Origin of the sequence: Leptolyngbya sp. AN10 (assembly GCF_050565645.1) — a bacterium.
GTDB lineage: Bacteria > Cyanobacteriota > Cyanobacteriia > Leptolyngbyales > Leptolyngbyaceae > Leptolyngbya.
This window is the reverse complement of the sequence record NZ_JBNXVP010000016.1, coordinates 23353-46291: the sequence shown is the minus strand read 5'-3', so window position 1 is coordinate 46291 and position 22939 is coordinate 23353. Positions and strand designations below refer to the sequence as shown.

Genomic DNA, 22939 nt, shown 5'->3' with positions numbered 1-22939 from the left:
TGCTATCCCAGCATGCACCACGCCCACTATTAAGATATTGAAGATAAGTCGCCATTCCAGTGGGTGCATTCAATCGAGAGTATCAAGGTTCGGAGATTGCTATTAGTGCCGCTACCGTTTCAGCGACCTCGGCATAATCCATTTCGTCGTCTTAGAAAAATCGTTGCAGTCGCCTTATCGAGCGAATTCGTCTGAATCTTAGCTCAACAACCCATTAACAAGAGATCTGGCGATCGGGGTTGTACTTTGTGTTAGCAAGGATTAATGACGTTTGAATTAATCCTTGCTAACGTAGTAGCTTCATCGCTATAGGTCTAGTGATAATTGTTCTGAGTTCGATTCTTCTGCTGTTTTGATTTTAGAACCACGAACGGGTTTTGATTCGGATCGCTTTTGGCTGGAAGTGTTCGCAGAGCTTTCAGGCATTGGGGATGCGATGACGGGAGTAACTTCTGGCTCAGGTGCTATCTGGAGATGCGGCTGGCTAGTCCATTCTTCAGATTGACTCTCGTTTGTGCGGGCAATCTTTTGGGTTGAGCTATATACTGCTTGAACCCTGGCAGCGCTGCACCGAAAGGGAGGTTCCGCTTCGTATTTGAGCACAAGGCGATCTCCTTGAACCTCAGTTACAAGAAACAGCGACTGAGCGGTCGGTAGAGGAGTTGTAGAATTTACAGATAACATGATAGACGGCTCTGGAAGAAGTGCCAGTTTTACTCGATCGCCGACTTTAATGGTGGTCAATGATGATAATCCGGCGACAAGTTGCTGTCGTAGTTCTTGCACAAGTAGTCTTGCTTCTTTGCGATTGTCGTTGAGCAAATCGATTGCGACGGTTTCTATTTCCGTTGGGGTTGCTAGCCGTAAATCACGAGGATTTCGCTTTGTTTGATTAGAGGTGTACGGATCGATGAGTCCTGCAGAACGTTGTCCCTTCAATTCGTGAATTTCGTTGATGCGCCATACCTTTTCAGGGGTATCATCATCTGCTTTCTCAACCACGTATTGACCTACTGCAATGTGGGGATTACCAAAGCAGCTACTTAATTCCGATCGTAACGATTCAAGAGCGGACTGAAAGCTGTCTTCGTTTTTCTGCAGTTCCTCAAGAATTGCCAGTGGATGGGGATAGTCTTCTGCTTCTGGCTTGTTCTGGGACTGTTCTAGTTCCTCTGTCGTGCAGGCTTCTAGTCCGGATGCCGGGAATTTAAGGTACACCTCGTCAATCAGATTGGCGCGGAGCTGTTGGGGAATATGCAGATCGACCATCAAAGGGTTGAGCGGATTGACATCGGCAACTGTGGTAATCTGCCCCAGCCAGTGTTCCAATCCGATCGGAGTGCGATCGACGCGGACGCTATCGCCAATTGCAAACTCGCATGGTGGTTGGCAGCAGTTATCACTGAGCGGCTTGGCAATCACAACTAGAATTGCTGGTACGCCCGTTGTGGCAAAGGTGCCACCCGGAATCTTTTCATAGACCCCATTGAGTTCGGTGAACCAGGTTCTAAATTCTTGGGCGCGGTCGTCCTCCCGAAAAAACGGTCCGTTTGACATCAGTGAAACAATGCGTTGTCCAGGTTTGGTGCTGTCAACCATCTGCTGCAGGTGAATGACATCGGCGAAGTTTTCAAACGGGGGATTGGCGACGACGGCATCATAGGTATCAATCTGGTTTTGCGCGTCAATCAGAAAGTCATGCCCTGAAACGGTAAAACCCTTGAGATTCAGAATTTCTCTCAAGTCTTCCTGGATCTCCATCACGACGGCGTTTGCTCCCGCAGATCGGATTTCTTCTGCGATCGCGCCACTGCCTGCTTCTGGTTCCAGCACCCGATCTCCAGGCTTGATGCGTGCTAGCTTGACCATACGCTGGGCAACTAATTGCGGCGTAGGGAAAAAGCTTTTGATGCCGCGACTGAGTACGTCCAGTTCTTTGAGTAGAAGCTGGGTTTTCCGCTCGTTGAGTAGTGGGTCAGGCAAGATTAGCGAGTCGATCGCCTGTTTTGCTCGATCGAATATGACTTCCTGTCCGCCAAATGCTTTCATGGCGGCGGCTTGACTATACTGCCCGTCTACTAGTGCTTCGACTTCGGTTTTTGCTGTGATCCGCCGGAGGGGATCTGGGCAGCAGTTTTGTTCAAGTGCATAAGCAATCCCCAGCAGAACCTGCCGGACGCGATCGACTTGAATGGCTCTGTGAATGCCTTTGACGGTTTCGCGCCGCCGTTTGTGTGTGACAGGTTTGTGGGGTAGGGTGGGGCACCCTTTTGCTTGAATCGTGGATTCTAAAGCACTAGCGGCAGACTTGAGGCGATCAATCTGCTTTTTTAGGGTTGAGTTGGGGAGTGCATTGCACGCTACTTGATTCGGGGTCTGGGGGTTCTGTAGCGATCGATCAAGCAAATCTTCATAACTGATAGTCATTGGAGAGTGGTTTGGATTGCTGTGAATTTGGATCGATGTGGTTTTCGTGTTTTCCACGCGTTAAGTTCATGAAAAAGTTGTGCTCACATCTTTGGATGAGCGAGCACAACTCAATACTTGTATGTGTGCTAGGGGAAAGACTGGCGATTCCTAATTGAGATAGTCGCGAATCGGCTCTTATTTTTGTTGCTCGCCAGTGAGTTGCTCTTGACAGACTTTTGGGTTTCACCCTGTCGCAGTAATTGGGTTCTTGGTTTTTACGATGCGCTTAAGCCTGTTGCTGCCTGAACGGGGTTATTTGCCGGAAGTATCAGAAGAGACTCTAAACCAAAACGGCGATCGCAGAAAATTGGTTGAAGCGAAATGACAATTGAACAGAGTGTTGCACAACTTAAAGTTTCAGCCGAAATCATTCAGTCGTTTGTTTTTCAGGGATAAAGACAGCTGAAAGGGTTTGAGATTGGTGCGCGTTATAACGAGAAGTGCGTGTTATGGCGAGCATTGATTTGAATCGAAGTAATTGCTGTCGATCTTAAATTTAAGCACAAATTGGTAAAAAGTCAAAAATCTATGGAACTGTGATTCATAAGAGGTGACGCTTCATGCGACGAATCTGTCTGATACCGAATCAGCTACTAGTGGTTGCTGAACCCGGACTATTTAGCCAAATAGTCCGGCAGAATCCTTGTACTGTTAGGCTAGAGATTTTCCAAGAGTTAAACTCGATAGGACTTCAAGTTTGTCATCAACTCCTTGAACTCGTCTTCGAGATGTTTTACTACAGTTTAATAACGCTGTGACGTTGTATCCGTGCTTTTTGAAGAGCAGCGTAGCGGTGGTAGCCTTCTAACAAGTTGTAGTGATATGACGCAATCAGCGGCGGGAATTGAATCCCTTCCTGCATTAACTCCGAATAGCCATCAATAAGATCTGGGTTGCAAAACGGTAAACATTCCAGATTTGGTCTCAGTCGATCGAGGTTCATGATTTCATATCGGATCTGGCGCGATTTTGAAACTTGATTGATTGAGTCGGGGTGATTTATTCCTGATGCTTTATAGTGCCGTAAAGCCCATGCCCGCAAAACTTCTGGCTTCGTACTAGTTTCAAATTCTAAGTACCCAGCTTCAAGAGGATGGAATTTGGCTTGCCGTAGGAGATCAACCAGAGATTCACTGAGTAGTTGTTCAAGGATTTTAACAATTTGAGATTGACTTAGGGTTTTGTGACTGCCAATTTTCCAGCTTTCGCTTGTGAGTTTCTTCATGTAGCATGCTCCTGATTTTTGAGCATCAATGTGCCATTTTCGTTCGAGGAGCGCGATCGCTGTATCAGTCTTTGTCGTTATGGACGCATTGCCCTCAATTCGGATTTTGAATTCAGTAGGATGTTCTTCGATCAAAACTTTTACACAGTTTTTAGTCATAATGGCTATTCAGAATCTACTGCTGATGAGACACTCTCTGTCTCAAGTTTATATCTGCAATCAAAGCATTCGACCTTGATTGCACCCGTAAAATCGGGATGAGTGAGGTTGTGCTGAATAACGCCACTAGTGACCGAGTGCTGATACCAGCTAATCACCTCTTCTTGGATTTCAATGTTTAGATGTCGGCATTTCACAGCGGTAGTCTCATCGAAACCTCACGATCAACAGCAAATTCTGAATACCCGTTATTTCTTCGGTCTATGAACTGCAATTATTCGATCGTTTTGTTGTGCTTACTAAAAGCCCATTTTTTCAACTAGAGTGATGCACAGATCATTAACTGCACGGTGATTGACTGCATGTGGCAATGTTGTTTTCTGATATAACACCTCCATTTCATCGAAGAGCCTTTTAGATTCAGCGCTAACTTCTGCATATGAATATTTGCAGTTGCGAATGTCTCTTAGGTAATCTGCGTCGCCAGCAACTTCACGATTGACAATAATTTTGCCGTCTTTGAGAATTTCACATCCCATACGAAGTAGACGGATAGAGTGCATTACGTGTTTTGCGTCGTATCCTACACGCATTTCCATTCCAGCTCGTTCAGGATTGCGTTTGTCTTTCCACTCTTGATACGCTTTCCATTCATTTAACGCAGCTCGGTATTGCTGCGATTTTTGAAGTAGGAGAATAAAATCCTTGCTGCTGCGCGTCAGAGCTTGAGCATAATCAACAACTGCGTCGGGTAAGGGGTGTTGCTTTAATACTCCTTTGAAGTCGATTTCCTCGACTAACAGAGTGTAGATTTGATCACTTTTTTCCATCCATTCGACGCGATCTCGAATGAGGAGATAGAGAAATTCTAGGAAACAATTGAGATCCGCTTTATCGAGGGCTTTGGTTTCATCGAGTCCGAAGTCAGTTGCTTGCGGTTTATGCTGCGGTGGATTCAAAAGCCATCGCCGATGATTCTCAACGCGTTTAATCTGTGCGTAAGCGTAGCCACAAAATGAATGCTTGATTTTCTTGCTGTGAATGAGCAAAAGATTTGGCACAATTTGCAGATGAGTGGCACAGTTCTGCTAAGCCAGAACCCACAAATGTTTTAGGCTTCTAGCCCACTTCCAGTCATTCCCGCTTAAATACAGCTCATCTTAGGTTGTCAGGAATTAAAACGCTCACTCAGAGCCGCGTTGACGGATTGTGCCATTGATTTACGAATTCCGCCATATTTTTTGCTAATTCACACCAGAGTAATTCAAGAATATTCGGATTTGCTCCGGCTGCTAGCTGCAAGTACTTTCGCAGTTCGTAAATCACGCTGTCAGGGGCATTGTCTAATTCTTTTAATGTCCCTGGTTCTGTGTTCCAGCCTTTGTCTTTCTGCTCAAATTCACTAAAGCCGAGATAGTACTCTTTGGGTGCAACACAAATTCCTTTATACTCGAAATCTGAGTCAGGTAGGTTCGTTTGGTAGGACTGGCTACCCGCGATTCCCAGCAAAATTGTTCTTTGTTCTACGAGGGTTCTTTGCATGTGAAAATAGATTCTGAATTCAGAATCTCTCCAGAATTGATGGTGGTAGACAGTTTTGTTGATCGAGTAAATCCTAATATCTCAGTGAATGAGAACAATCGCGATTCGATCAACTAGGCTATTTGTCGAATTATTCCTAGTTCTGTACAGAACTGATGTATACCCGTTGCACAAAGGCGTAGAGGTATATTACATCAGGAGCGGCAATTCGTTCTTTGCAACAGGTGTTCATTCGATTTCTAAATATTTAGTTTTACTTAAATCGGAACACTAATGTTTTCGTTGTTGGGTCCTTCGTAACTGCACTGACGGTTTTGAGCAAGCTTTACTGTATGATTTTCTTTCTGCCTTACAGATTTTTAGTGAGCAACGATCGTAATCCATAAGTGTTTCCAAATTGCTATGGCTCAGATCTCTGTTTAGTTTTGAGAGACTGCGTTAGTTTGTAGTAAGAGGGGTCGTCCATCGGCTCATCCCAACTCCATCCGGATTGTTCTAGGTACTTTTGTAGTCCAGGATGATGTGCGAGTTCAACATACGTGAAGCCGTGAGGATTGATAGCGTGAATTGCCTCGATTAATCGAGTTCCATATCCTTTGCGTTGCCAGTGAGATCGAACTTGAATGTTAGCAACATCCACACCCCAAAGAAACTGGTTTTTGATTAAACGGGGTCTAACTCGGAGGTAAACTGCCAGAATCCGGCTCTGTGAATAAATCCACGTTGCTTGCCCATACCCAGTGATTGGAGTAATAAACTGCTGAATTTCGGTAAGGTAGTGTGTGTAATCGGGAAGTGACATGAGATGCAATTTACATAAATTGAGGAACATTTAGAGTTTATGTCGATCTGCTATTTGGTCGGTTTATATTTTGATCTGTTCTAGCTAATTTTTTTGCTATGTACTGGTATTGTTTGTATAGCAACTTCTAAAAACCTAGCGCTAACTGCGTAAAATTGTTAACTACTCGTACCTGACTCATTGTTGACTTACCCGTATGTAGCAACATTACTGCGAGACAAAACCAATTCGATTGATTGGGAATTTAGGATTTGGATCAGCACAAAATTCTCTTCCATTTCTGTGTCAAGATAGCATTTGCTTGCCTCTATGACGAGAACTGATTTATGGCTAAAAAATCAAAAAAGAGTGTAACGTGGCAAGACGTTAAAAAACTTTGCCGCTTGAGCGACAAGACCATTTGTCAAGCTCAAAAATTAGGAATGTCGCCACAAACGGTACGAGCAAATCACGCTAGTACTCGATCGGAAAAATGGAAAAGCGCTACCGCAGATTGGATTCAGGATTTGTATGAAAAGCGATTTGGTTCCGAGTGATCCACGATTCTTTGTTGGGGCAGTTTTGATTCGGTTCAGGCAGCCAAAACTCATCATAATAGAGGGTAGGTCGTGATTTATCCGAAAAGATGGTTCTCATTACCCCAGATGCCAATGCATTAGCGAGACTAGTTCAGGATTGAACTTCAAGCGGAAAAAGCTTATTGCATTGATAGAACGGGTATCGCGGCAAAAAATCAAGCAGATCGCTAGATGGAGAGCAGATTTCAAGCATAGGAGAATTGCAATGCTGATTGAGCAGCCCTCAGAGATTAAAGAAGTTATCGGAACCACACTTGTTAATGCCGTTGTATATGAGCAATTGCTTCAGCTTTGGGATGATGAGCGGCTAGGGACTAGCCATACCAGTACTGATGCGTTCCTGCTTGCAGAACAGTTGAATTTAATTGAAGCCGCCGACTGGATTCAGTACGACTCTCCGGGCTACGAGTTCGGACAACAAACTGGACGGTGGAAATTAGATACGGGAAGAACGTTCAATGGCACCGTGGTTTGTCGAGCTTTAGGCGCAAGCCGAACTCACCAACTCAATAATGTTCCCAGACTTGTACTACGACATAATTGCGGTGGTGGAGGATGGGGGTATGGAGGAAGCGGACCTCACGATTTGGCTTTGAACATTTTGACTTACTTTCTTCCTCCTGGAAGTGCCTATGGAACGTCTTTGTGGTTTCAGAACACGGTTTCATCGAAGCGGGCAGCAGAACTGCATTCCCCTTTTGCCCGCACATTTCTCGTTGATCGGGCAATGACTGATTGCTTTGATCTTCCAGAGTTAATAATTCGAGATTGGATCAAAGCGGCTACATAAATTAATTCATCCTGCTTTTACCAATGATCTCAACGCTTTTTGATGAATTTTGCATTCATCTCACACTGAATTGAAGATGATCTCGATCTAAAATCTTAACCACATTATTCTGCTAAAACTCACTTCAATGCTGTGATCCTTCCAGATAAACAAAGAGCTACAGTTCGTTTTGGGTGAGGTCTTAAAATGTGGACGACGATGCATTTCCAATTGGTCGGTAGGAGCGCTAAAGTTACCTCAGATTGGGGCGCTTATTGATTTATAGTACAATTGTTTCGTGTAAGCTATTCCTGATTAGTAAAGGCAATGACTCTTTCTAACGATCTTCAAACCTATCTCAACCCCCGGCAGCAGTGCTTGATGTTTCTCGATAACCAATGGTGGTTAGTCAACCTGCGTCAAGGAATTCGTCTGGCTGAACCGAATGATCTGAGCCGAAATCTTCCGCAGCTTGAGGTATGGAGATTCAAGCAAGAAATTCGTCAATCCTCGGCATATACAGAAATTGCCACAAATCAAGCCCACTTAACTCGATGGACTCACACCAATCAATGGCAAGACATTGTAAAAGCAATCTCTCCTTTGCCATTTGAAATTGCTATTCAGGATTGGAGATTTCGCTTACAGTATACAACTGTGGTTAACATTGTTGCTTGCTCCAGGTCGCAATCATTAAATCAATGGATACACTGCCCAATTGCGGCTCTACCCCTTCAGAGTCTTCCATTAATCTGGTTACAGACAAGCCATGAACAGATTCTCAGTATTGCACCGGAAGGTGCGGCTGTGTTGTGGAAGGAGTTAGTAGAAGTCGCACAGCCCAGTCCAATTTGCGAGTTTGTTCGGTACGACAGAAATTTAACAATGTCGTGTGGGTACTTCGAGTGTCCATACTGCCTGAAGCAAGCATCACTTGAGCAAGATGCTCATTTATCAACCTGTACCCATCAAACTGAATCTTGCCTCATTTTTCACTATGGACGTAATCAACTGAGCGAAGTTGATGATCTCCAAGTAAATTTTCCGGAGTATTTTAAGCGAACTAAAATGTATCGCTCGTAGCGTATTTTATCAGAAACGGCGATTGCCAAAAGCTGGGTCTAGTTGCTAGGAATTGCTAAATCGAGTAGCAAGGTCAATATCAATTCCTCATGTCACTAGATTTCTAAGGGTTTTGAGCCACAGTTAAAGGCTGTTGCCCTGAACCCCAATAGAATCTACATCGGCGATCGAGCAGTTGAGTTTAACTTGATGAAACGGTACGCCGTATCGATTGATCAAGGTGATCTTCAGATCAGCGTCTCCAATTTCCATTACTTTACAATGAAATTTGATTGCGCCATAAGTTCCACCAAAACGATGTAATACAATTGTCGGTTCACTAACTGGTTTGCAGTCAAACAGGTCGGAATCCATAAGGCAATAAATTGGATATTCTTCTTCCTCGTATGTCCAATCTTTAGGATTAAATGGCGCGATATCAATCTCAACAATGTAGGATAAACCAAGTTTTGCTGTTTTCGGATAAGTGACGATTGGTGCAATATTAAGGCTGTTCATTGTGAAATCTTCGTGTGGGTGACAGCGACGCTGGGTCGGGATTGATCTCGCCTAGCTCTGTGTGTTTATTAGGATTTGATTTCTCTTTGTTGTTTGATCTGTTGATCTGTCCAATACATATCATGTTCTCGATCCAGGATTTCTTGCTTGAGAATTTCAATTTCTTGTTCGATCTCACCTCTATAGGCTTTGAGAGATGCTTCGTAATCTTCGAATAGGTCAGCTTCTTTGACAAGTGCAGTTGCATTGAAGTCATCGTCAATTTCTTTAGTTATGCGGTTAAAGTTGTGGATATAAACGAGTCCATTCGGCTGGATCACAACTTTACCGAACCAAGGACGAATTGGCTGATCTGAATCAGATTCCATCGGCTGCCGGATCGTCCAAGCATAACGATCTGTTGTAACTTGAAGGGTTTGTTTTTCTTCTTCATATTGGTCTTCTCGTAGATCGAATACGTCCTGCATATTACTTTCCTTTTGTCAGTTTGCCATTTTTTGCGGTGGAAGACGCCGCTGTTAAATTAAGTCAAGCGCCTTTATCTTTCGATGTGAAGATGGGGAACCTCGAAAAACCTATTATTGGAGTACAACATTGCCTTGACTGTATCGAATTCAATCACAGACAGGGAATGATTGTGATAAGCACGTCCATGATGGTGTCCATACACGAGCACCGCTCAATGATGACAGCTTGTCCATCTATCAGCTTCTCTGTAAAGGTCATTTTTCTACGACTCTCAAGCGTTTTTTCTCGTAAGTGAATTGGGTCCTGAAATTTCCACCCTGATTGACAATTCGTCCGATTGTGTCCCAGCTCCATTCGTACTTTTCGCTGCCGTCTAAAGCGCAAACCCAGCCGAATGGAAGTAGGCGACCTGCAAGAACTGCAGGTTTGTGGTTGAGTGTAACGTTGAGGGTCGCTGCACGATCGAAAATTTGATCAATTTTGGTTTGGTTCATTGTTTAGCTAATGAAACGGGTTGGTGGTGTTTGAAACTCTTCCGTTTCTCGATCGACAAATAGTGGTTCTCTGACTAGTTCTTGAAGCTGTTACCGAAGCGACTTCTAATATTGTTGAGGTTGACGGATGGTTAAAGCAACGGTCAGTTGAACTTGGCAAACTCTGGCATTTGGCACTTAACCTCTTGCAGCTATTTTGATGTCGTTATATCAACCGGAACAAATGAAAAGATTAGGCTTCCTACTCATTTCGCAGGAAGCCTAATCAGTATTTACGTGCACGAAGTGATCTCTATAGTGCGTGGACATCTTTCACCGAAACGCGTGTCATTCGTCCAATCATACACACACCTGAGTCTAGGGTCAGCATTTGCACATACACATCGCGATAAAGATGCCATCGTTTTTCAATCGCGATAGCTAGACTTTCATTCACTCGAACGAGGACATAGTCTCTTGGTAGCTTTTCTGTTTCGACCCAGTAAACTGTTGAGACTGGGTGCCGCTGCCCGTGCTGATCAATCAGTGACTGAATTTTTATTTCTCCGTTTAGCTGCACAATTTCTACTTCTTTGACACTGAGAAAGTGATTTGAGCGCTGTGTCATAAATAATCGAGATAGATAACTGTGGCGAAGCCATTCAATTTTCTGCTTTATTGCAGCTTCTGCGGCAAGCCGTTGAGTTTCTCTGCGTTGCCTTTCTTGCTCAAGTTCTGCTTTCCTTAATTCTGCAGCAACCCGATTTTGTTCTTCTTGTTGTTGCCTTTTCTGTTCAAGCTTTTTGGTTCTTAATTTTGCGGCAATGCGATTTCGTTCTTGATAGTAGGCACTCTGAATGTTTGTTGGATCTAAAATTTTGCGACAGCAGAGACAGATGACCCAGGTGAAAATTGGGTGCTGGATTTGAATCAACAGCCCAAAATAGATCCGCCCGGCGTAGATTTGTTGCCAATAGCGTCGGTTTGCCTCCTGTAATCGCTGGAAGAAATCGCAGCGCCGCTCTGGGTCTTTAATTTTTTGATCTGGAATCATCGTGGGCGAGATTGAGTCGATGCGGAGTGCATCCTTTAATCCTCCAGAGATACACGCGATTTGAACCCATGAATTTTTCAAGAGCCAATGTCGGGCTTGATGAACCCAAAAATTTTCTCCTCCAGGCGGGTTTGCGTTAAATCTGTCCTTTTTTGGATGCCCAAAATTGAGATAGACCTGGTCGAATCCCTGCTTTCGGTAAAGATCGCATTCCTGAATTAAGGTATCCCGATTTTGATACTTTGTTTTCAGTAGATAAATCACTTTGCGGTGGGTTTGAGGATGTGTTCCACTGACTCGGTTTGATCCAACGATCGCATCGGTTTCAAATCCTCGCTGTTGAAGTGAGATCGCGATCGTACTTTGCCACACGCCGATCAACTCATTTTCTGCTCGATAGGTGCTGCAGTACAGCTTCTTTTGAGAACTTTGGTGAATGTGAAAAAAGTGCGGCGTCTTCTCGAACGAATTTCGGTAAGCGACCCGTAACGTGCTGTCTTCTAGATATTGAGCAAATTCCTCGATCGTCTTTAACCGTAAATCTGTCACACAGTCCGCACAATAGAGCGCTTGCTCCACATCTTGTCGTCCATTTTGGCTTTTGTGCTTGAGTTCAGTACGAATTGCATCCTGCTGTAGCTCGGTTGCCTGAAGCAGAAGGATGCGAGGATCGATGATTTGTAATTTCGAATTGACAGCTTGGTAACTCATCGACAGCAGAGGTTAAAGAGAGAAAGAGTTAAATAGGACCAGGTTCGCAAGTGATGCTATAGAGTTGCTGTTCTGATTCAATTTCTTTCCATTCTATCGATTGCAATAATAACTGCCCTCTAGTTTGCGTTGAATTTTTTACAAACTCTCTAGACATCTAGAAGAAAGGTCACAAGCAATCGAACTTCCCGAAATCAAATTCCTGTCGGGACTCGGCTGGAGGTGATGATATCTTTGACCAATGCCTCTGAAGTAATGGCATCTAAGATAATCAACGAACTCCTTACCCGCACTAATTCATAGATAAAACGAATTCATAGATAAAACGAATTCATAGATAAAACAGGGGTTTATCCGATGAAAACGCCGGAGTTTTGCTAAAGCAAGACCTGAAGCTGCACGTTCTTAACCGAGAAATTTGCATCGGAAGTTACGAGAGCGACTGCTCTCGTAAGCGGTTGATCAAAAGAGCCGCAGTCTTTACAGCCTGATGATGCCGTGTTGAGCTATTTGCGCTTTTCGAAGGGCGGCGTAACGATGATAGCCTCCTAGTAGGTGATAGCGACGCGACACGACCAAGGGTGGAAATTGCACTCCTTCTTGCATGAGTTCTGAATAAGCTTTGATATGCTCTGAGCTAGAAAACATCAAATTAGCCGGATCTGGTCGTATTTGATCGAGATTTACAACTTCATACTGAATTTGGCGGGATTGCCGAATTTGATTGAGTGAGTCGGGATGATCGATTCCAGACGCTTTGTAGTGTTGTAGCGTCCACGATCGCAGCACTTCTGGATCGGTGCTTGCGTTAAACGCTAGATATCCAGTTTCAAGTGGATGCGCTTTTGCTTGCCGCAGCAGGTCGACGAGTGGTTGATCGAGCAGATGTTCAAGAATGTCAGCAATTTCAACTGGTTTCAGGATTTTGTGTGGGGCAATCTTCCAGCTTTCGCTTGTAAAATACGGGGTGACGAAGGATCCCGACCTTTCAACATCGACGTGCCACTTTCGCGCCAAAAGCGCGATCGCTGTATCGGTTTTAATCGATAGACGGAAATGTGCCTCGATTCTGATTGTGAACTCAGTCGCTGTTGCTTCTTCGAGCAAAACTTTTTTCTTCATTTAGACGTTGTTTGAAAGTGGTGAGCCTGTTGCGGACCTGTGTTGGACTTTTGATTGTCTCAGGAACTGTTTTAGCGTGAACGATCTCTGTGTATAGCTGCTGTTCGTTTACAGCAGAGACGCTTTGACGATATAGAGAAACACTTAAACTTAAATCTTTGCAATCGTTTGAACGTTGTAGAAGTGGATGTTCCATTCTGCTTCGCTTCCACGATCTAATTTTTCGTTGCATAACAATTCTAATCTATCTGTTTAGTAAGAATTGGAATTCAAGAATTTTACAGTTTTGACTCATGCTATAAACCATCTCACAGAAACAGCTTGGTCAGAACACTATGAATTGATGTTTACCCTACATCGAGAGCAAGCAGAAATTGAATATCTATTGGGTAATTTCGAGCAGTCTGAACGCTTGATTGAAATGACCTTGAAACAAGCAAAATCTGCCCTTGAGAAAGCAGAAATTTACCAACTGCTGATTGTTCTCTACACCATGCAGGGGAAGTATCAACCCGCGATCGAGACTGGACGAGTAGCACTTTCATCCTTCGAGATTGATATTCCTGAATCAGAGTTATACAAAGCCTTTGAAGATGAGCTTGCGATCGCGAAAACACAACTCGCCCAGCAAAAGATTCCGGCATTATTAGATCAGCCAGAAATGATGATTCCAGAGAAAAGAGCCGCTGCAAGATTGCTCACAACCTTAGGAGCGCCGACTTACTTTTCAAATCATGATCTCTGGCTGATTTGTGTGATGAAGTTAGTCAATCTTTCTCTGAAACATGGGGTGATTTCAGAATCTACCTATGGCTATTCTGAGTATGGATTGATTCTAGGATCAATGCTCGGTGACTATCGAGCAGGCTATCAGTTCGGACAACTCAGCCTGAAGGTTAGCGAAAGATTTAACAATCAAGCGGAAAAGTGTAAAGGCTGCGTGGTTGTTGGTGGTTCGGTGAATCATTGGATTAGACCCCTCAAAGAAGATGCTGAAATTTTCATGGAAGGGTATCAGGCTGGCTTAGAGTCTGGCGAACTTCAATTTGCGGGCTACAATATTGCCCATCAAGTGATTAATTTATTCTACCAAGGAGCCGACTTAGATTCCCTGCAAGACAAGCTTCTCAACTATCTAGCGTTTACAGAGCAAACACAAAATCAGCTTGCAAAAGATATGCTGCTTGCCTGTCAGCTAATCTTTCACAGTTTACAAGAATGTGATGTTAGACAATGCAAGTTTGTAACGAAAGAACTGAGCGAGACTGAATATTTAGCAGCGTGTGAGGCACGATCGAGTTTTGCTGCGATCGGCTTTTTCAAGATTCTCAAAGCTCAAGTTTTGTATCTCTATGGTTGTTTTGAGGATGCTCATCACGTGATCGGGCAAGCAAGGCACCTGCTTAACTATCTCCCAGGCTGTATCTCGCTTGCTGAATTCATTTTTTACGACTCGCTGATTTTAACTTCCCTGTATCTAACTGCGAGTGAGCTGCAGAAGAGTGAATACTGGCAGCAGATCATAACGAACCAACAGCAGATGGAAATTTGGTCAGCGACCTGCCCAGAGAACTTTCGGCATCAATATCTATTAGTCGAAGCAGAGATCGCCCGATTGCAAAATGATTCAATGACCGCGATCGACCTCTACGATGAGGCGATCGCACTTGCAAAAACGAATGGATTTGTGCAAGATTCGGCATTAGCAAATGAGCTATCTGCGAAGTTTTGGATCACTACAGGAAAAGAGAAGCTTGCCCAAATTTACTGGATTGAGGCATATCATCTCTATCAATCTTGGGGAGCCTCTACTAAAGTTGCAGATTTAGAACAGCACTACCCACATCTTCTAGTTTTAGGAAACTCGAGCGTTGAGCTATCGCACATTGCAGATGAAACCTTATCGATCACTCATATTTCTTCAACTAGCACTAGCAGCACCCAGATTCTCGACCTCAGCACTATTCTGAAAGCATCTCAAGCTATTTCCCAGGAAATTCAACTCGATAGACTGCTTGAAAGCTTGCTTAAAGTAATCCTGGAGAGTGCTGGAGCAGAGCGGGGAGCGATCCTTTTGCCCGAAGAAGATCATTGGAACATCGCGGTTCAAGGAAATAGCGATCATACAGATGTTATACTTCAGCCGCTCACTGAGGAAATGCTGTCTCTATCAATTGTCCAGTATGCGGCTCGCACTCAACAGAGGCTAGTGATTCATGATGCTACCAAAGAGCCAATCTGTGCAGCTGATCCCTATGTATTGACACATCAACCGAAATCAATTCTCTGTTTTCCAATTGCTCACAAAAGCAAGCTATCAGGGATTATTTACCTAGAAAATGAGCAAACAACAGAAGCGTTTAGCCGCGATCGCTTAAAAGTTCTATCTCTGCTCTCTACACAGATTGCTATCTCTCTCGAAAATGCGACGCTCTACCGAACTTTACAAGCTTCCGAAGCTCGCGAACGCGAACGCGCCCAACAGCTAGAAAAATCTCTTCAAGATCTTCAAAACACGCAAGCGCAACTGATTCAAACTGAGAAAATTTCGAGCTTGGGCCAACTTGTCGCAGGTGTCGCCCATGAAGTCAACAATCCGGTCGGCTTTATTGCAGGAAATCTCAACCATACAAAGCAGGCAGTTGAAGATTTAATTGGGTTAGTCCAACTATACCGTGAAGCTCTTCCTCAACCTGGCAAAGAGATTGAGAACGAAATTGACGCGATCGATTTAGATTTTCTGATCGCAGATCTACCCCAAATGATTAGCTCAATGAAACTGGGAACGGATCGAATTAGAGAGATCATGCAATCGTTGAGAAACTATTCCCGTATGGATGGCAGCGAGAAACAACTTGCAGATCTGCACAAAGGGATTGATTCGACCCTCATGATTCTCTCGCATCGCTTGAAAGCAACTCCCGAACATCCAGCCATTCAAGTGATCAAAGACTATGGTGATCTACCCGAAGTGCCTTGCTTTGCAGGTCAACTGAATCAGGTTTTTATGAATTTAATTGCGAATGCGATCGATGCTCTAGAAGAAGCAAATCGAGGCAAGAGCTATTCAGAGTTAGAAGTAAACCCCAATTGCATTACTATCCAAACCAGCATTGAAAACAACGATGCAGTAATTCGGATCAAGGATAATGGTGCTGGAATGCCGTATGAAGTACAACAGCGAATCTTTGAAGCCTTTTTCACCACAAAACCGGAAGGCAAAGGGACAGGATTGGGGCTTCCCATTTGCTATCAGATCGTCCGTGAGAAGCATGGAGGACAATTGAGCGCGGTATCAGCGATCGGTGAAGGCACAGAATTTGTGATTCAAATTCCTATACATTCTTGATGCTTGCTATCGTTCAATGGTATCCATCAATTTAACTAGCACTACTCCGTTAAGTAGTTTGAGAACTATTAAATGACAAGCATGATCGGCGGAACGACAGCCAGAAATCCTGTTCTAAAAGTACGATCGAGAGACAATACTCCTAAATGACAACAGCCTGAATTCAGCGCTGTGTCTGGCTCTTAGCTTCGATCATAGTTGTCGCGACACGTATGATCGGATAGTGAGGCAGGATTCCTGGCTGTCGTCACCCGCCAATGTCGCTGGGCACTTGTCCAATTTTGGTGAATCCGAGAATTCAAACAGTCCGAAACCCAGAAAGCACGTTATGCTGGTTCGCGATCGCAACTTCGCTTCACCAAAAGTGGACAAGTACCGGTAATCGTCGCACAATACCCCCACGCGATGCGCAAGGAGTGCATGAAGAAACGCTAAGAGCGAGATGTAGAAGCGGTTTCAAGGATGAATGTATGCGATAGAAAAAGATATCAACTGCACGGCTTGGAGGCAGGCAACGATGTCTGAAAAGAATGTTAGTCTTACTGTAGCAGGTTTAGAAGTTACTACCACTGAGCAAGCCAATCCTGCCATTCCAACTTGGTTCGCAGAAGCTTTACTGCTAGGACAATACTGGCAACACTGTGGATTACTAGAGCGCTTGCAGCAACAGGTGCATGTGAATCGAGGACGGGTGGGCAAGTATGAAGTGTGCGACTTTGTGCTATTACTACTAGCTTATGCGGTGAGCGGTTTGACGAGTTTAGAAGCATTTTTTGAACAATTGAGTAGTGTTGCATCTGTGCTGATGTCAGTCTGGGGTCGGCAGCATTGTCCGGTTGCTTCTACCTTGAGTCGATTCCTCGCTGATGTCGATAATGATGCCGTTGAAGCTTTACGCGAACTTTTTGAGAGTGCCCTACTTGAACACTCACCCATCGACCCAGAATTGGGCGTGACAGACCGCAGTGGCAAGCGATGGATGGTCTTTGATGTCGATGGCACGACGAAGGCTGTTCGGCATCGAGTGTTACTGACTCAAAATACTCATCCTGTGCTGAAGCGTCGAAGTCGAAATGCCTGTAAGCCAGGATATGCCGGACGCAAACGCGGGGAAGCCGTTCGGACTCGGACCACGATTGAGCAGGCACATACTCGTGAATGGTTGGGGAACTTTGCAGAAGCTGGGAACTGTAACTCGAAAGAAGACCTCAAGCGATCTTGCACCGTAATTCAGCGCTACTGTGCGCGATCTACTTCACCCGTGACAGCGCTGTTGCGCTTAGAGGATGTTTTAAAAGACAATTGAGGCTGTAAAAAAGCTCTCCGGTCATAAGCTGTAAATACGTAAAAGCACAGCACCGAGAGAGCTACATGAGTAAATCGTATCCCAGTAACCTCACTCCTGCCCAATATGAATTGTTGAGCGACCTGCTACCTGATGCAAAACCTGGCGGACGACCGCGAGAAGTAGACTTATGGGACATTCTCAATGCAATTTTTTATGTTTTGGTCGAAGGAGTGCGGTGGCGAGCGTTACCTGGAGATTTTCCAGCATGGCAAACGGTCTACACTTACTTTCGTAATTGGCGCAAGGATGGAACCTGGTTGAGCATTCACGACCGTCTCTATCGCTGCATCCGCATCGAAGTCGGGCGCTCTCCGAGCCCATCTGAAGCAATTGTCGATAGCCAAAGCGTGAAAAGTGCGGCAGGAGTGCATGCAGCAATCGGATTTGATGCAGGTAAGGTGATCAAAGGGCGCAAGCGATTCATCACGGTCGATACGCTAGGATTGATCTTACGGGTCTTTGTCACTGCTGCCAGCACCCCAGAACGCGCCGGCGGCAAAACTGTCCTCCAGCGGGTGCGACAACGCGGCAAAGCTGTGTCTCGCCTACACACGATTTGGGTGGATGGCGGCTTCGATGGCTTTCCCTTTATGCACTGGGTGGTCACCGTCTGTCATTGGATTGTCCAGGTCGTATTACGCCCGGAACAAACCAAGGGCTTTGTTCTACTCAAAAAGCGGTGGGTGGTGGAGATGACCCAGCCAGACTGCCGCTGTAAACCTCAACTTTTTCAGCCGAATGTTTCGAGTCTGTTGATTTAGATTGTTGTTTCATTATTTGCTTCTCCAAGCTAAACCTATCGCATTGCAACTTTTGTTGCTAAGTTCGTTCATCGTCACTCTCGTTGGATTGGGCAAGCACTGATGTTTCTCCTTGCCACTGTTGGCGCATTCGGTCACTAAAAGACATTTGACGGCACTTGTTGAGCCGCTCAATTTCAGCTTCGTCTGCTCGAATAATCCAGCGATAGGGCGGTTTTTCCTGCTTGCGTCCCTCAATCCAGCCTCGCTTTACCCACTGATACAGTGTGCCATCGGGAATGCCAATCTGACGTGCCAGACCCGGAATCCACCACTCTCCATCGGCAAGCGGCTCTTTGTTATATCCTTTCGGACGGCGCTGATGCAAGCCTAACCGTCGTAATAGCTCCAATGTACTTTGATGACTAAAGCCCCCTTGTAATCGAGGCGGACGGAAGCCTGATTGGTTTAATTGCGCAGCAATTGCTGCGGCATCAAGTCCCTGTACGACAAATGCTTGAACTTGTTGACACAATTGCGGATAGTAACTTAACTGCTCAAAGCTGGCGACCGGACGAACGACAATTTGCTCACTCTGAAATCCGCCTAACCATTCAATGACCAGTTTTACCTGTTCACTTTGTCCTTGTGCTTCGACGACAATCCGATTGATCAATTGCCTCATGATTTCTTTGCGATGAGCGTTCGTTGTTGTATTTGCATTCCATAAGGTCGGAATATCTTGTGCAAGTTGTCGAATAGCACTGCGTTCGACCTCGGATAGCGTCAGCGGCTCTTGAGCTAAAAAACGCTGATAATCTTCCTGTACTTGTTCTACTGTAGCAAGCTTTGCTTCCCACTCTTTTCCAAGTTGACGGGCGACTAATCGATTTTCAGGTTCAACCTGTCGGTAATGCCGTCCAGATCGCTCAGCTTCGATATTTGCGCGCTCCAATTTTTGCTGCCACAGCTTATCAAGTTCAGTCCGCTCTTGCTCAATAGATTGAGCCGCTTGCAGGGATAGTTCTAGTGCCGCAGGCTCTAATGCTTGCAGCACTTGTTGAGTGATAGCAACATCGAGCGAACGACCTGCGATGTGCTGGCAGCCTCTGTCGGCATAGTCCTTCAACCGCCGATTGCATAGGTATTCGTGTGTTTTTCCCTGACCACTGTAATGCACAGTCATGCGGCAACCACAGTACTGACAGACCAGCAAGCCAGAGAGTAAAGCTGCTCCATGACGAGCCGCTCCAATAGTTTCAGCACGGGACTGGTTGGCTGCGAGGCGTGCTAGATTCTGTTGATACTGCTCCCAGCTAATATAGGCTGGAAATTGGTCAAACACTAGAGCGTGCCAATCTTCCGGTGCATTCACAACCCGTCCCGTTTTCGGTCGCCCAGGTTGTTGTTTGCGCGGGTCTTGCTGCCGACGACCATAGGCATACGCACCCGTATAAGCTGGATTCTTCAATAGATTTTGTAAGGTCATTCGATTCGGTTTGCGCCACTCTAAATCGCCACGATTGATCCCTTCACGAATTCGCACTGGAATTTGAATGTCCGCTCGCACCAGGTACCGTAGCACTCCGTTCAGCGTCCCAATTTCCTCAAATTTTCGGAAAATCAAATGCACCACCTGTTGAGCTTGCTCATCGGGGTCAAAAATCACTTCTCCAGACGGGCGACGGAGATACCCGATGGGTGGGTCGAATGGCAATTCTCCACGTCGAGCTTTATTGAGCTTGCCTTCGAGCAAACGGGTTTTGAGGACATGAAGTTCAGCTTCACTCATTGTACCTTTGAGTCCGAGTAACAATCGGTCATTGTACTGACTCGGATCATAAATCCCATCGAGGTCGCCAATCAATGTTCTAAACAACGCGCAGACTTCCAGCAATTGATGCCAGTCTTTCGAACAGCGTGCGAGGCGCGACATTTCAATGCCCAGAATTAGTCCCACATGGTTCAGGCTGACCTCTGCCACTAGGCGCTGAAACCCGCTGCGCCCCACGGCAGTTGTTCCTGACTTGCCTAAGTCTTCATCAATCACCAGCACACGTTCGCGCTGCCAACCTAACGCTTCTGCGCGATCTACCAAGCCATACTGAAGTCGGGTTGATTCTTGATGCTCTAGGACTTGTTGGAGGGTTGATTGTCGCACATAGACAACTGCTAATCGGTCGAGATGCAGATCGTCAATCTTCTCAGAGCGGCGGTTGTGAGCTTCACGTTTAGGATTCATGATGTTCCTCCTGCTCCAGAGCAGTGATCTGAGCGCTCATCATCTCGGTGAGAACGGCTACTAATCGTTGGCGTTGGGCAAGGGATAACTGAAACCACAGTTGATGGACTGCTGGCGGTTGAGACGGGGGGGAATGGGCTGTCCTGGCATACGACACCTGCTTGTGCGTCTAAGTCCTGAGTTGCCCGGTGCTGTGCCACGAAAATCACTAACCGCAACAACCCTTCAATACTTACAATAGGGCAAACTGAGTCCTTCGGGTTTAGGGCGGTATTCTGACTGGGTGATTGAACGAACTCTGGGCTGGCTGATGCACTGTCGTCGCTTAGTTCGAGACTATGAGTTACTTCCAGAAACTTCAGAAACTTGGATTTACTTAGCAATGATTCGGATCATGGTCAGGCGATTGGCATAAAATTTGACCGACTCCGGCTTTTCAAACACCCTCTTAGATGGGCTGTATGGTGGTGCGAACTATGTTACCCTTCTGCAACAGCGCCAGATGACGTATATTACTCGCTGTCGCGACTATCATCTGCTCAAAGAGCCAACCGTCAAAGCGATTCTCGCGACCGCTCCTCAACAACAATACCTTCACCCTGATAGTCCTGAGATCACCCGCGATTTGTTTGATATTGAATGTTTGGATGCCACTCGTCGCGGCTACCTTGAACCGATGCGATTGATCATTGTGCGATTGATTCGATTCTCCAAGCAGAAGCCCAGTGTCGGCAAGTGTGAGGGTAAGTACCTCTACGAACTATTCCTGACCTCATTACCGCCCTCTTGCTTTAGTGCAGCAGATGTCCTCAGTCTCTACAATGGGCGAGGTGGATTTGAGCAAACGCTATCTGAAGAGGATAGAGAGCAAGACTGCGACCGTTGGTGTAGCTGGCAGCCAGAAGGACAAAGCTTCTGGCAAATCTTAAGCCAATGGGTGTGGAACTGGCGCATTCAAGCAGGATGGCAGTCCCAAGCCCAACGTCAAATCCGACAAACGCTTTGGTCGCCTGCTCTAGACCAGCTAGAAACTCAAGAGTGCTCAGCCCCGACCATTGCTCCCCAATCTTTGCTATCCACACCGACCGTTAACCCACAACTTGCACCTTCTCCCAAGTATGGAGCAATGGTTGCCGTTCCAGGCTGGGGACAGAGCCGTCATAAGTACTCTGGTAAAGATTTTAAGATCATTGATGATGAAGCAATTGAGTGCCCTGCTGGACATCAGATGGATCGTCAAGAGGTGCGCTACAACCGAGTAGGCGATATGCAATTGGTCTTTGGAATTAAAGCCACCATTTGCCGAATCTGTCCAGTCATTCAGCATTGTCATGCAGATCGCTCAGCCAACACACGCGGTCGTCGGATCTGGGTGACTCGTGCAAAACTGCCAACGCCACCACTCCTTGCAGAAGTGCCAGAAATTATTGTGAAACAAAGCCTTTCCGCACTGAACGTTGGCACACAAGCGATCATCTGGACAGACATTCCAGCCACTCAGTTTCGACGAAAGCTAAAATGCAATCTAGAACGCAATCAGATTCAGATTGAAGCAGTTTCTGCTCATCGCCAAGCTATCGATTCAGCTCAACCCTTGCTCACTCGCCAGCAACGCGCCCATCGCCGCTTGAGTTGGGAGCAACGCTTGAAACGGAATCAATTGCAGGGGAAAGCGGTGAATTGGAAAGTCCAATTTTTTGGCATCTCTTCGAGTCTTGCTGAGTTTCTCAAATGCCCACATATTCCCGGTTTTCAGCGCTCATGATGCACTCCTTGCGCATCGCGTGGGAACAGCAGTTGTTCCTCGGTAGCAATAAATCTGGCAAGCTGCTGCCGAATTCGATCCGAGCTTTGTTTTCGACGGTCTAGAGCACTGAAGGGTTCCGATTCACCCCGTTGTTTGCGATCGAGCGCGGTCAAAACTTGTTGTTTCCATTGCTGAGAGTCAACAACGAGTTGATCCACCCGTTGGACTTGGCTGGGATTGTCTGAAACCAGGTTCCTCAACTGACTCAAGTTGGCATCGATCTCAGCATTTGCTTGCTCGTAAGGTTCCAGAAAATCCTGCCTTCCTGTCAGCAAATATCCTCGCAGCCCCGTTTCCATGTCCAGTAGCAACTTCTGAGTCGTGTTCGCTTGGGAAATCACTTGATTGGTATGATCGACCCAACGCAGCGCAGACAACAACCGAGTGATTTGCCAAATAGACATCCCAGAAAGCAGCAACAATAGCACGATCGGCAGAGCGATCGCACGAGTCAATCTCCGGCGGAATAGGGACTGGGAGAGTGCAAGCAGCATAGCCTT

General features: G+C 45.7%; 18 protein-coding genes and 2 pseudogenes. 8 read left to right on the top strand and 12 right to left on the bottom strand.

What is annotated here, in order from left to right; translation table 11 throughout:
* Nucleotides 1–306 precede the first annotated feature (306 nt).
* The 5 genes from ACQ4M5_RS21775 to ACQ4M5_RS21755 form a co-directional block, all read right to left on the bottom strand.
* On the bottom strand, nucleotides 307–2427 hold the full coding sequence (locus tag ACQ4M5_RS21775) for a hypothetical protein (protein WP_430677769.1): 2121 nt from the start codon (nucleotides 2425–2427) through the stop codon (nucleotides 307–309).
* 778 nt (nucleotides 2428–3205) lie between these two features.
* Nucleotides 3206–3853 carry a hypothetical protein gene (locus ACQ4M5_RS21770; protein WP_430677768.1) on the bottom strand — a complete coding sequence of 216 codons (648 nt, stop codon included), beginning with the start codon at nucleotides 3851–3853 and terminating at the stop codon, nucleotides 3206–3208.
* Nucleotides 3854–4152: 299 nt separating this feature from the next.
* A complete protein-coding gene (locus ACQ4M5_RS21765; RefSeq protein ID WP_430677767.1) occupies nucleotides 4153–4914 on the bottom strand; it encodes a hypothetical protein in 762 nt (253 codons plus the stop codon).
* 127 nt (nucleotides 4915–5041) lie between these two features.
* Nucleotides 5042–5395, bottom strand: a complete 354-nt coding sequence (locus ACQ4M5_RS21760) for a DNA polymerase beta superfamily protein (protein ID WP_430677766.1) — start codon at nucleotides 5393–5395, stop codon at nucleotides 5042–5044.
* Between the two features lie 400 nt (nucleotides 5396–5795).
* Nucleotides 5796–6197, bottom strand: coding sequence for a hypothetical protein (locus tag ACQ4M5_RS21755; protein WP_430677765.1), 402 nt, complete (start codon nucleotides 6195–6197; stop codon nucleotides 5796–5798).
* A 326-nt stretch (nucleotides 6198–6523) separates the two neighbouring features.
* Here ACQ4M5_RS21755 and ACQ4M5_RS21750 point away from each other — a divergent pair, with 326 nt between their 5' ends.
* The 3 genes from ACQ4M5_RS21750 to ACQ4M5_RS21740 all read left to right on the top strand — a co-directional run bounded on the left by ACQ4M5_RS21750 (nucleotide 6524) and on the right by ACQ4M5_RS21740 (nucleotide 8627).
* Nucleotides 6524–6733 (top strand): hypothetical protein, encoded by a 210-nt coding sequence (locus ACQ4M5_RS21750; protein WP_430677764.1) that lies wholly within the window; start codon nucleotides 6524–6526, stop codon nucleotides 6731–6733.
* 247 nt (nucleotides 6734–6980) lie between these two features.
* The gene (locus tag ACQ4M5_RS21745) at nucleotides 6981–7565 is read left to right on the top strand and encodes a DUF6166 domain-containing protein (RefSeq protein ID WP_430677763.1); all 585 of its coding nucleotides are present in this window, start codon (nucleotides 6981–6983) and stop codon (nucleotides 7563–7565) included.
* Nucleotides 7566–7871: 306 nt separating this feature from the next.
* Nucleotides 7872–8627, top strand: a complete 756-nt coding sequence (locus ACQ4M5_RS21740) for a hypothetical protein (protein ID WP_430677762.1) — start codon at nucleotides 7872–7874, stop codon at nucleotides 8625–8627.
* Between the two features lie 123 nt (nucleotides 8628–8750).
* Here ACQ4M5_RS21740 and ACQ4M5_RS21735 read toward each other — a convergent pair whose 3' ends face one another.
* The 5 genes from ACQ4M5_RS21735 to ACQ4M5_RS21715 all read right to left on the bottom strand — a co-directional run bounded on the left by ACQ4M5_RS21735 (nucleotide 8751) and on the right by ACQ4M5_RS21715 (nucleotide 12953).
* On the bottom strand, nucleotides 8751–9125 hold the full coding sequence (locus ACQ4M5_RS21735) for a hypothetical protein (protein ID WP_430677761.1): 375 nt from the start codon (nucleotides 9123–9125) through the stop codon (nucleotides 8751–8753).
* A 68-nt stretch (nucleotides 9126–9193) separates the two neighbouring features.
* On the bottom strand, nucleotides 9194–9592 hold the full coding sequence (locus ACQ4M5_RS21730; protein WP_430677760.1) for a hypothetical protein: 399 nt from the start codon (nucleotides 9590–9592) through the stop codon (nucleotides 9194–9196).
* Nucleotides 9593–9847: 255 nt separating this feature from the next.
* Nucleotides 9848–10087: a hypothetical protein gene (locus ACQ4M5_RS21725; RefSeq protein ID WP_430677759.1), complete on the bottom strand. Its 240-nt coding sequence runs from the start codon at nucleotides 10085–10087 to the stop codon at nucleotides 9848–9850.
* 292 nt (nucleotides 10088–10379) lie between these two features.
* Entirely contained in the window at nucleotides 10380–11831 is a 1452-nt protein-coding gene (locus ACQ4M5_RS21720) for a hypothetical protein (protein WP_430677758.1), read from the bottom strand.
* Between the two features lie 480 nt (nucleotides 11832–12311).
* Entirely contained in the window at nucleotides 12312–12953 is a 642-nt protein-coding gene (locus ACQ4M5_RS21715) for a ParB N-terminal domain-containing protein (protein WP_430677757.1), read from the bottom strand.
* A gap of 286 nt (nucleotides 12954–13239) precedes the next feature.
* On the opposite strand from ACQ4M5_RS21715, the gene ACQ4M5_RS21710 reads away from it, so the two are divergent.
* The 3 genes and pseudogenes from ACQ4M5_RS21710 to ACQ4M5_RS21700 form a co-directional block, all read left to right on the top strand.
* Nucleotides 13240–16302 (top strand): GAF domain-containing sensor histidine kinase, encoded by a 3063-nt coding sequence (locus ACQ4M5_RS21710; protein WP_430677756.1) that lies wholly within the window; start codon nucleotides 13240–13242, stop codon nucleotides 16300–16302.
* Nucleotides 16303–16819: 517 nt separating this feature from the next.
* Complete coding sequence (locus ACQ4M5_RS21705) at nucleotides 16820–17608, top strand: hypothetical protein (protein WP_148664758.1); 789 nt, start codon at nucleotides 16820–16822, stop codon at nucleotides 17606–17608.
* 65 nt (nucleotides 17609–17673) lie between these two features.
* Nucleotides 17674–18348, top strand: a pseudogene (locus ACQ4M5_RS21700) (IS5 family transposase); the annotation flags it as partial.
* 121 nt (nucleotides 18349–18469) lie between these two features.
* Here ACQ4M5_RS21700 and ACQ4M5_RS21695 read toward each other — a convergent pair.
* Nucleotides 18470–20632, bottom strand: a complete 2163-nt coding sequence (locus ACQ4M5_RS21695; protein WP_017291662.1) for a recombinase family protein — start codon at nucleotides 20630–20632, stop codon at nucleotides 18470–18472.
* A 280-nt stretch (nucleotides 20633–20912) separates the two neighbouring features.
* Here ACQ4M5_RS21695 and ACQ4M5_RS21690 point away from each other — a divergent pair.
* A pseudogene (locus ACQ4M5_RS21690) lies at nucleotides 20913–21041 on the top strand (transposase); the annotation flags it as partial.
* A gap of 9 nt (nucleotides 21042–21050) precedes the next feature.
* A complete protein-coding gene (locus ACQ4M5_RS21685) occupies nucleotides 21051–22397 on the top strand; it encodes a hypothetical protein (RefSeq protein WP_086371078.1) in 1347 nt (448 codons plus the stop codon).
* Here the strand turns inward: ACQ4M5_RS21685 and ACQ4M5_RS21680 are convergent.
* Nucleotides 22385–22933, bottom strand: coding sequence for a CHASE3 domain-containing protein (locus ACQ4M5_RS21680; protein WP_017291667.1), 549 nt, complete (start codon nucleotides 22931–22933; stop codon nucleotides 22385–22387). The two genes, ACQ4M5_RS21685 and ACQ4M5_RS21680, sit on opposite strands and share 13 nt — an antisense overlap.
* Nucleotides 22934–22939 lie beyond the last annotated feature (6 nt).

What these genes read in the sequence shown, in the direction of transcription:
- ACQ4M5_RS21775 (WP_430677769.1), bottom strand. Translation starts at nt 2,427, where the DNA reads ATGACTATCAGTTATGAAGATTTGCTTGATCGATCGCTACAGAACCCC.
- ACQ4M5_RS21770 (WP_430677768.1), bottom strand. Translation starts at nt 3,853, where the DNA reads ATGACTAAAAACTGTGTAAAAGTTTTGATCGAAGAACATCCTACTGAA.
- ACQ4M5_RS21760 (WP_430677766.1), bottom strand. Translation starts at nt 5,395, where the DNA reads ATGCAAAGAACCCTCGTAGAACAAAGAACAATTTTGCTGGGAATCGCG.
- ACQ4M5_RS21755 (WP_430677765.1), bottom strand. Translation starts at nt 6,197, where the DNA reads ATGTCACTTCCCGATTACACACACTACCTTACCGAAATTCAGCAGTTT.
- ACQ4M5_RS21750 (WP_430677764.1), top strand. Translation starts at nt 6,524, where the DNA reads ATGGCTAAAAAATCAAAAAAGAGTGTAACGTGGCAAGACGTTAAAAAA.
- ACQ4M5_RS21745 (WP_430677763.1), top strand. Translation starts at nt 6,981, where the DNA reads ATGCTGATTGAGCAGCCCTCAGAGATTAAAGAAGTTATCGGAACCACA.
- ACQ4M5_RS21740 (WP_430677762.1), top strand. Translation starts at nt 7,872, where the DNA reads ATGACTCTTTCTAACGATCTTCAAACCTATCTCAACCCCCGGCAGCAG.
- ACQ4M5_RS21735 (WP_430677761.1), bottom strand. Translation starts at nt 9,125, where the DNA reads ATGAACAGCCTTAATATTGCACCAATCGTCACTTATCCGAAAACAGCA.
- ACQ4M5_RS21730 (WP_430677760.1), bottom strand. Translation starts at nt 9,592, where the DNA reads ATGCAGGACGTATTCGATCTACGAGAAGACCAATATGAAGAAGAAAAA.
- ACQ4M5_RS21725 (WP_430677759.1), bottom strand. Translation starts at nt 10,087, where the DNA reads ATGAACCAAACCAAAATTGATCAAATTTTCGATCGTGCAGCGACCCTC.
- ACQ4M5_RS21720 (WP_430677758.1), bottom strand. Translation starts at nt 11,831, where the DNA reads ATGAGTTACCAAGCTGTCAATTCGAAATTACAAATCATCGATCCTCGC.
- ACQ4M5_RS21715 (WP_430677757.1), bottom strand. Translation starts at nt 12,953, where the DNA reads ATGAAGAAAAAAGTTTTGCTCGAAGAAGCAACAGCGACTGAGTTCACA.
- ACQ4M5_RS21705 (WP_148664758.1), top strand. Translation starts at nt 16,820, where the DNA reads ATGTCTGAAAAGAATGTTAGTCTTACTGTAGCAGGTTTAGAAGTTACT.
- ACQ4M5_RS21695 (WP_017291662.1), bottom strand. Translation starts at nt 20,632, where the DNA reads ATGAATCCTAAACGTGAAGCTCACAACCGCCGCTCTGAGAAGATTGAC.
- ACQ4M5_RS21680 (WP_017291667.1), bottom strand. Translation starts at nt 22,933, where the DNA reads ATGCTGCTTGCACTCTCCCAGTCCCTATTCCGCCGGAGATTGACTCGT.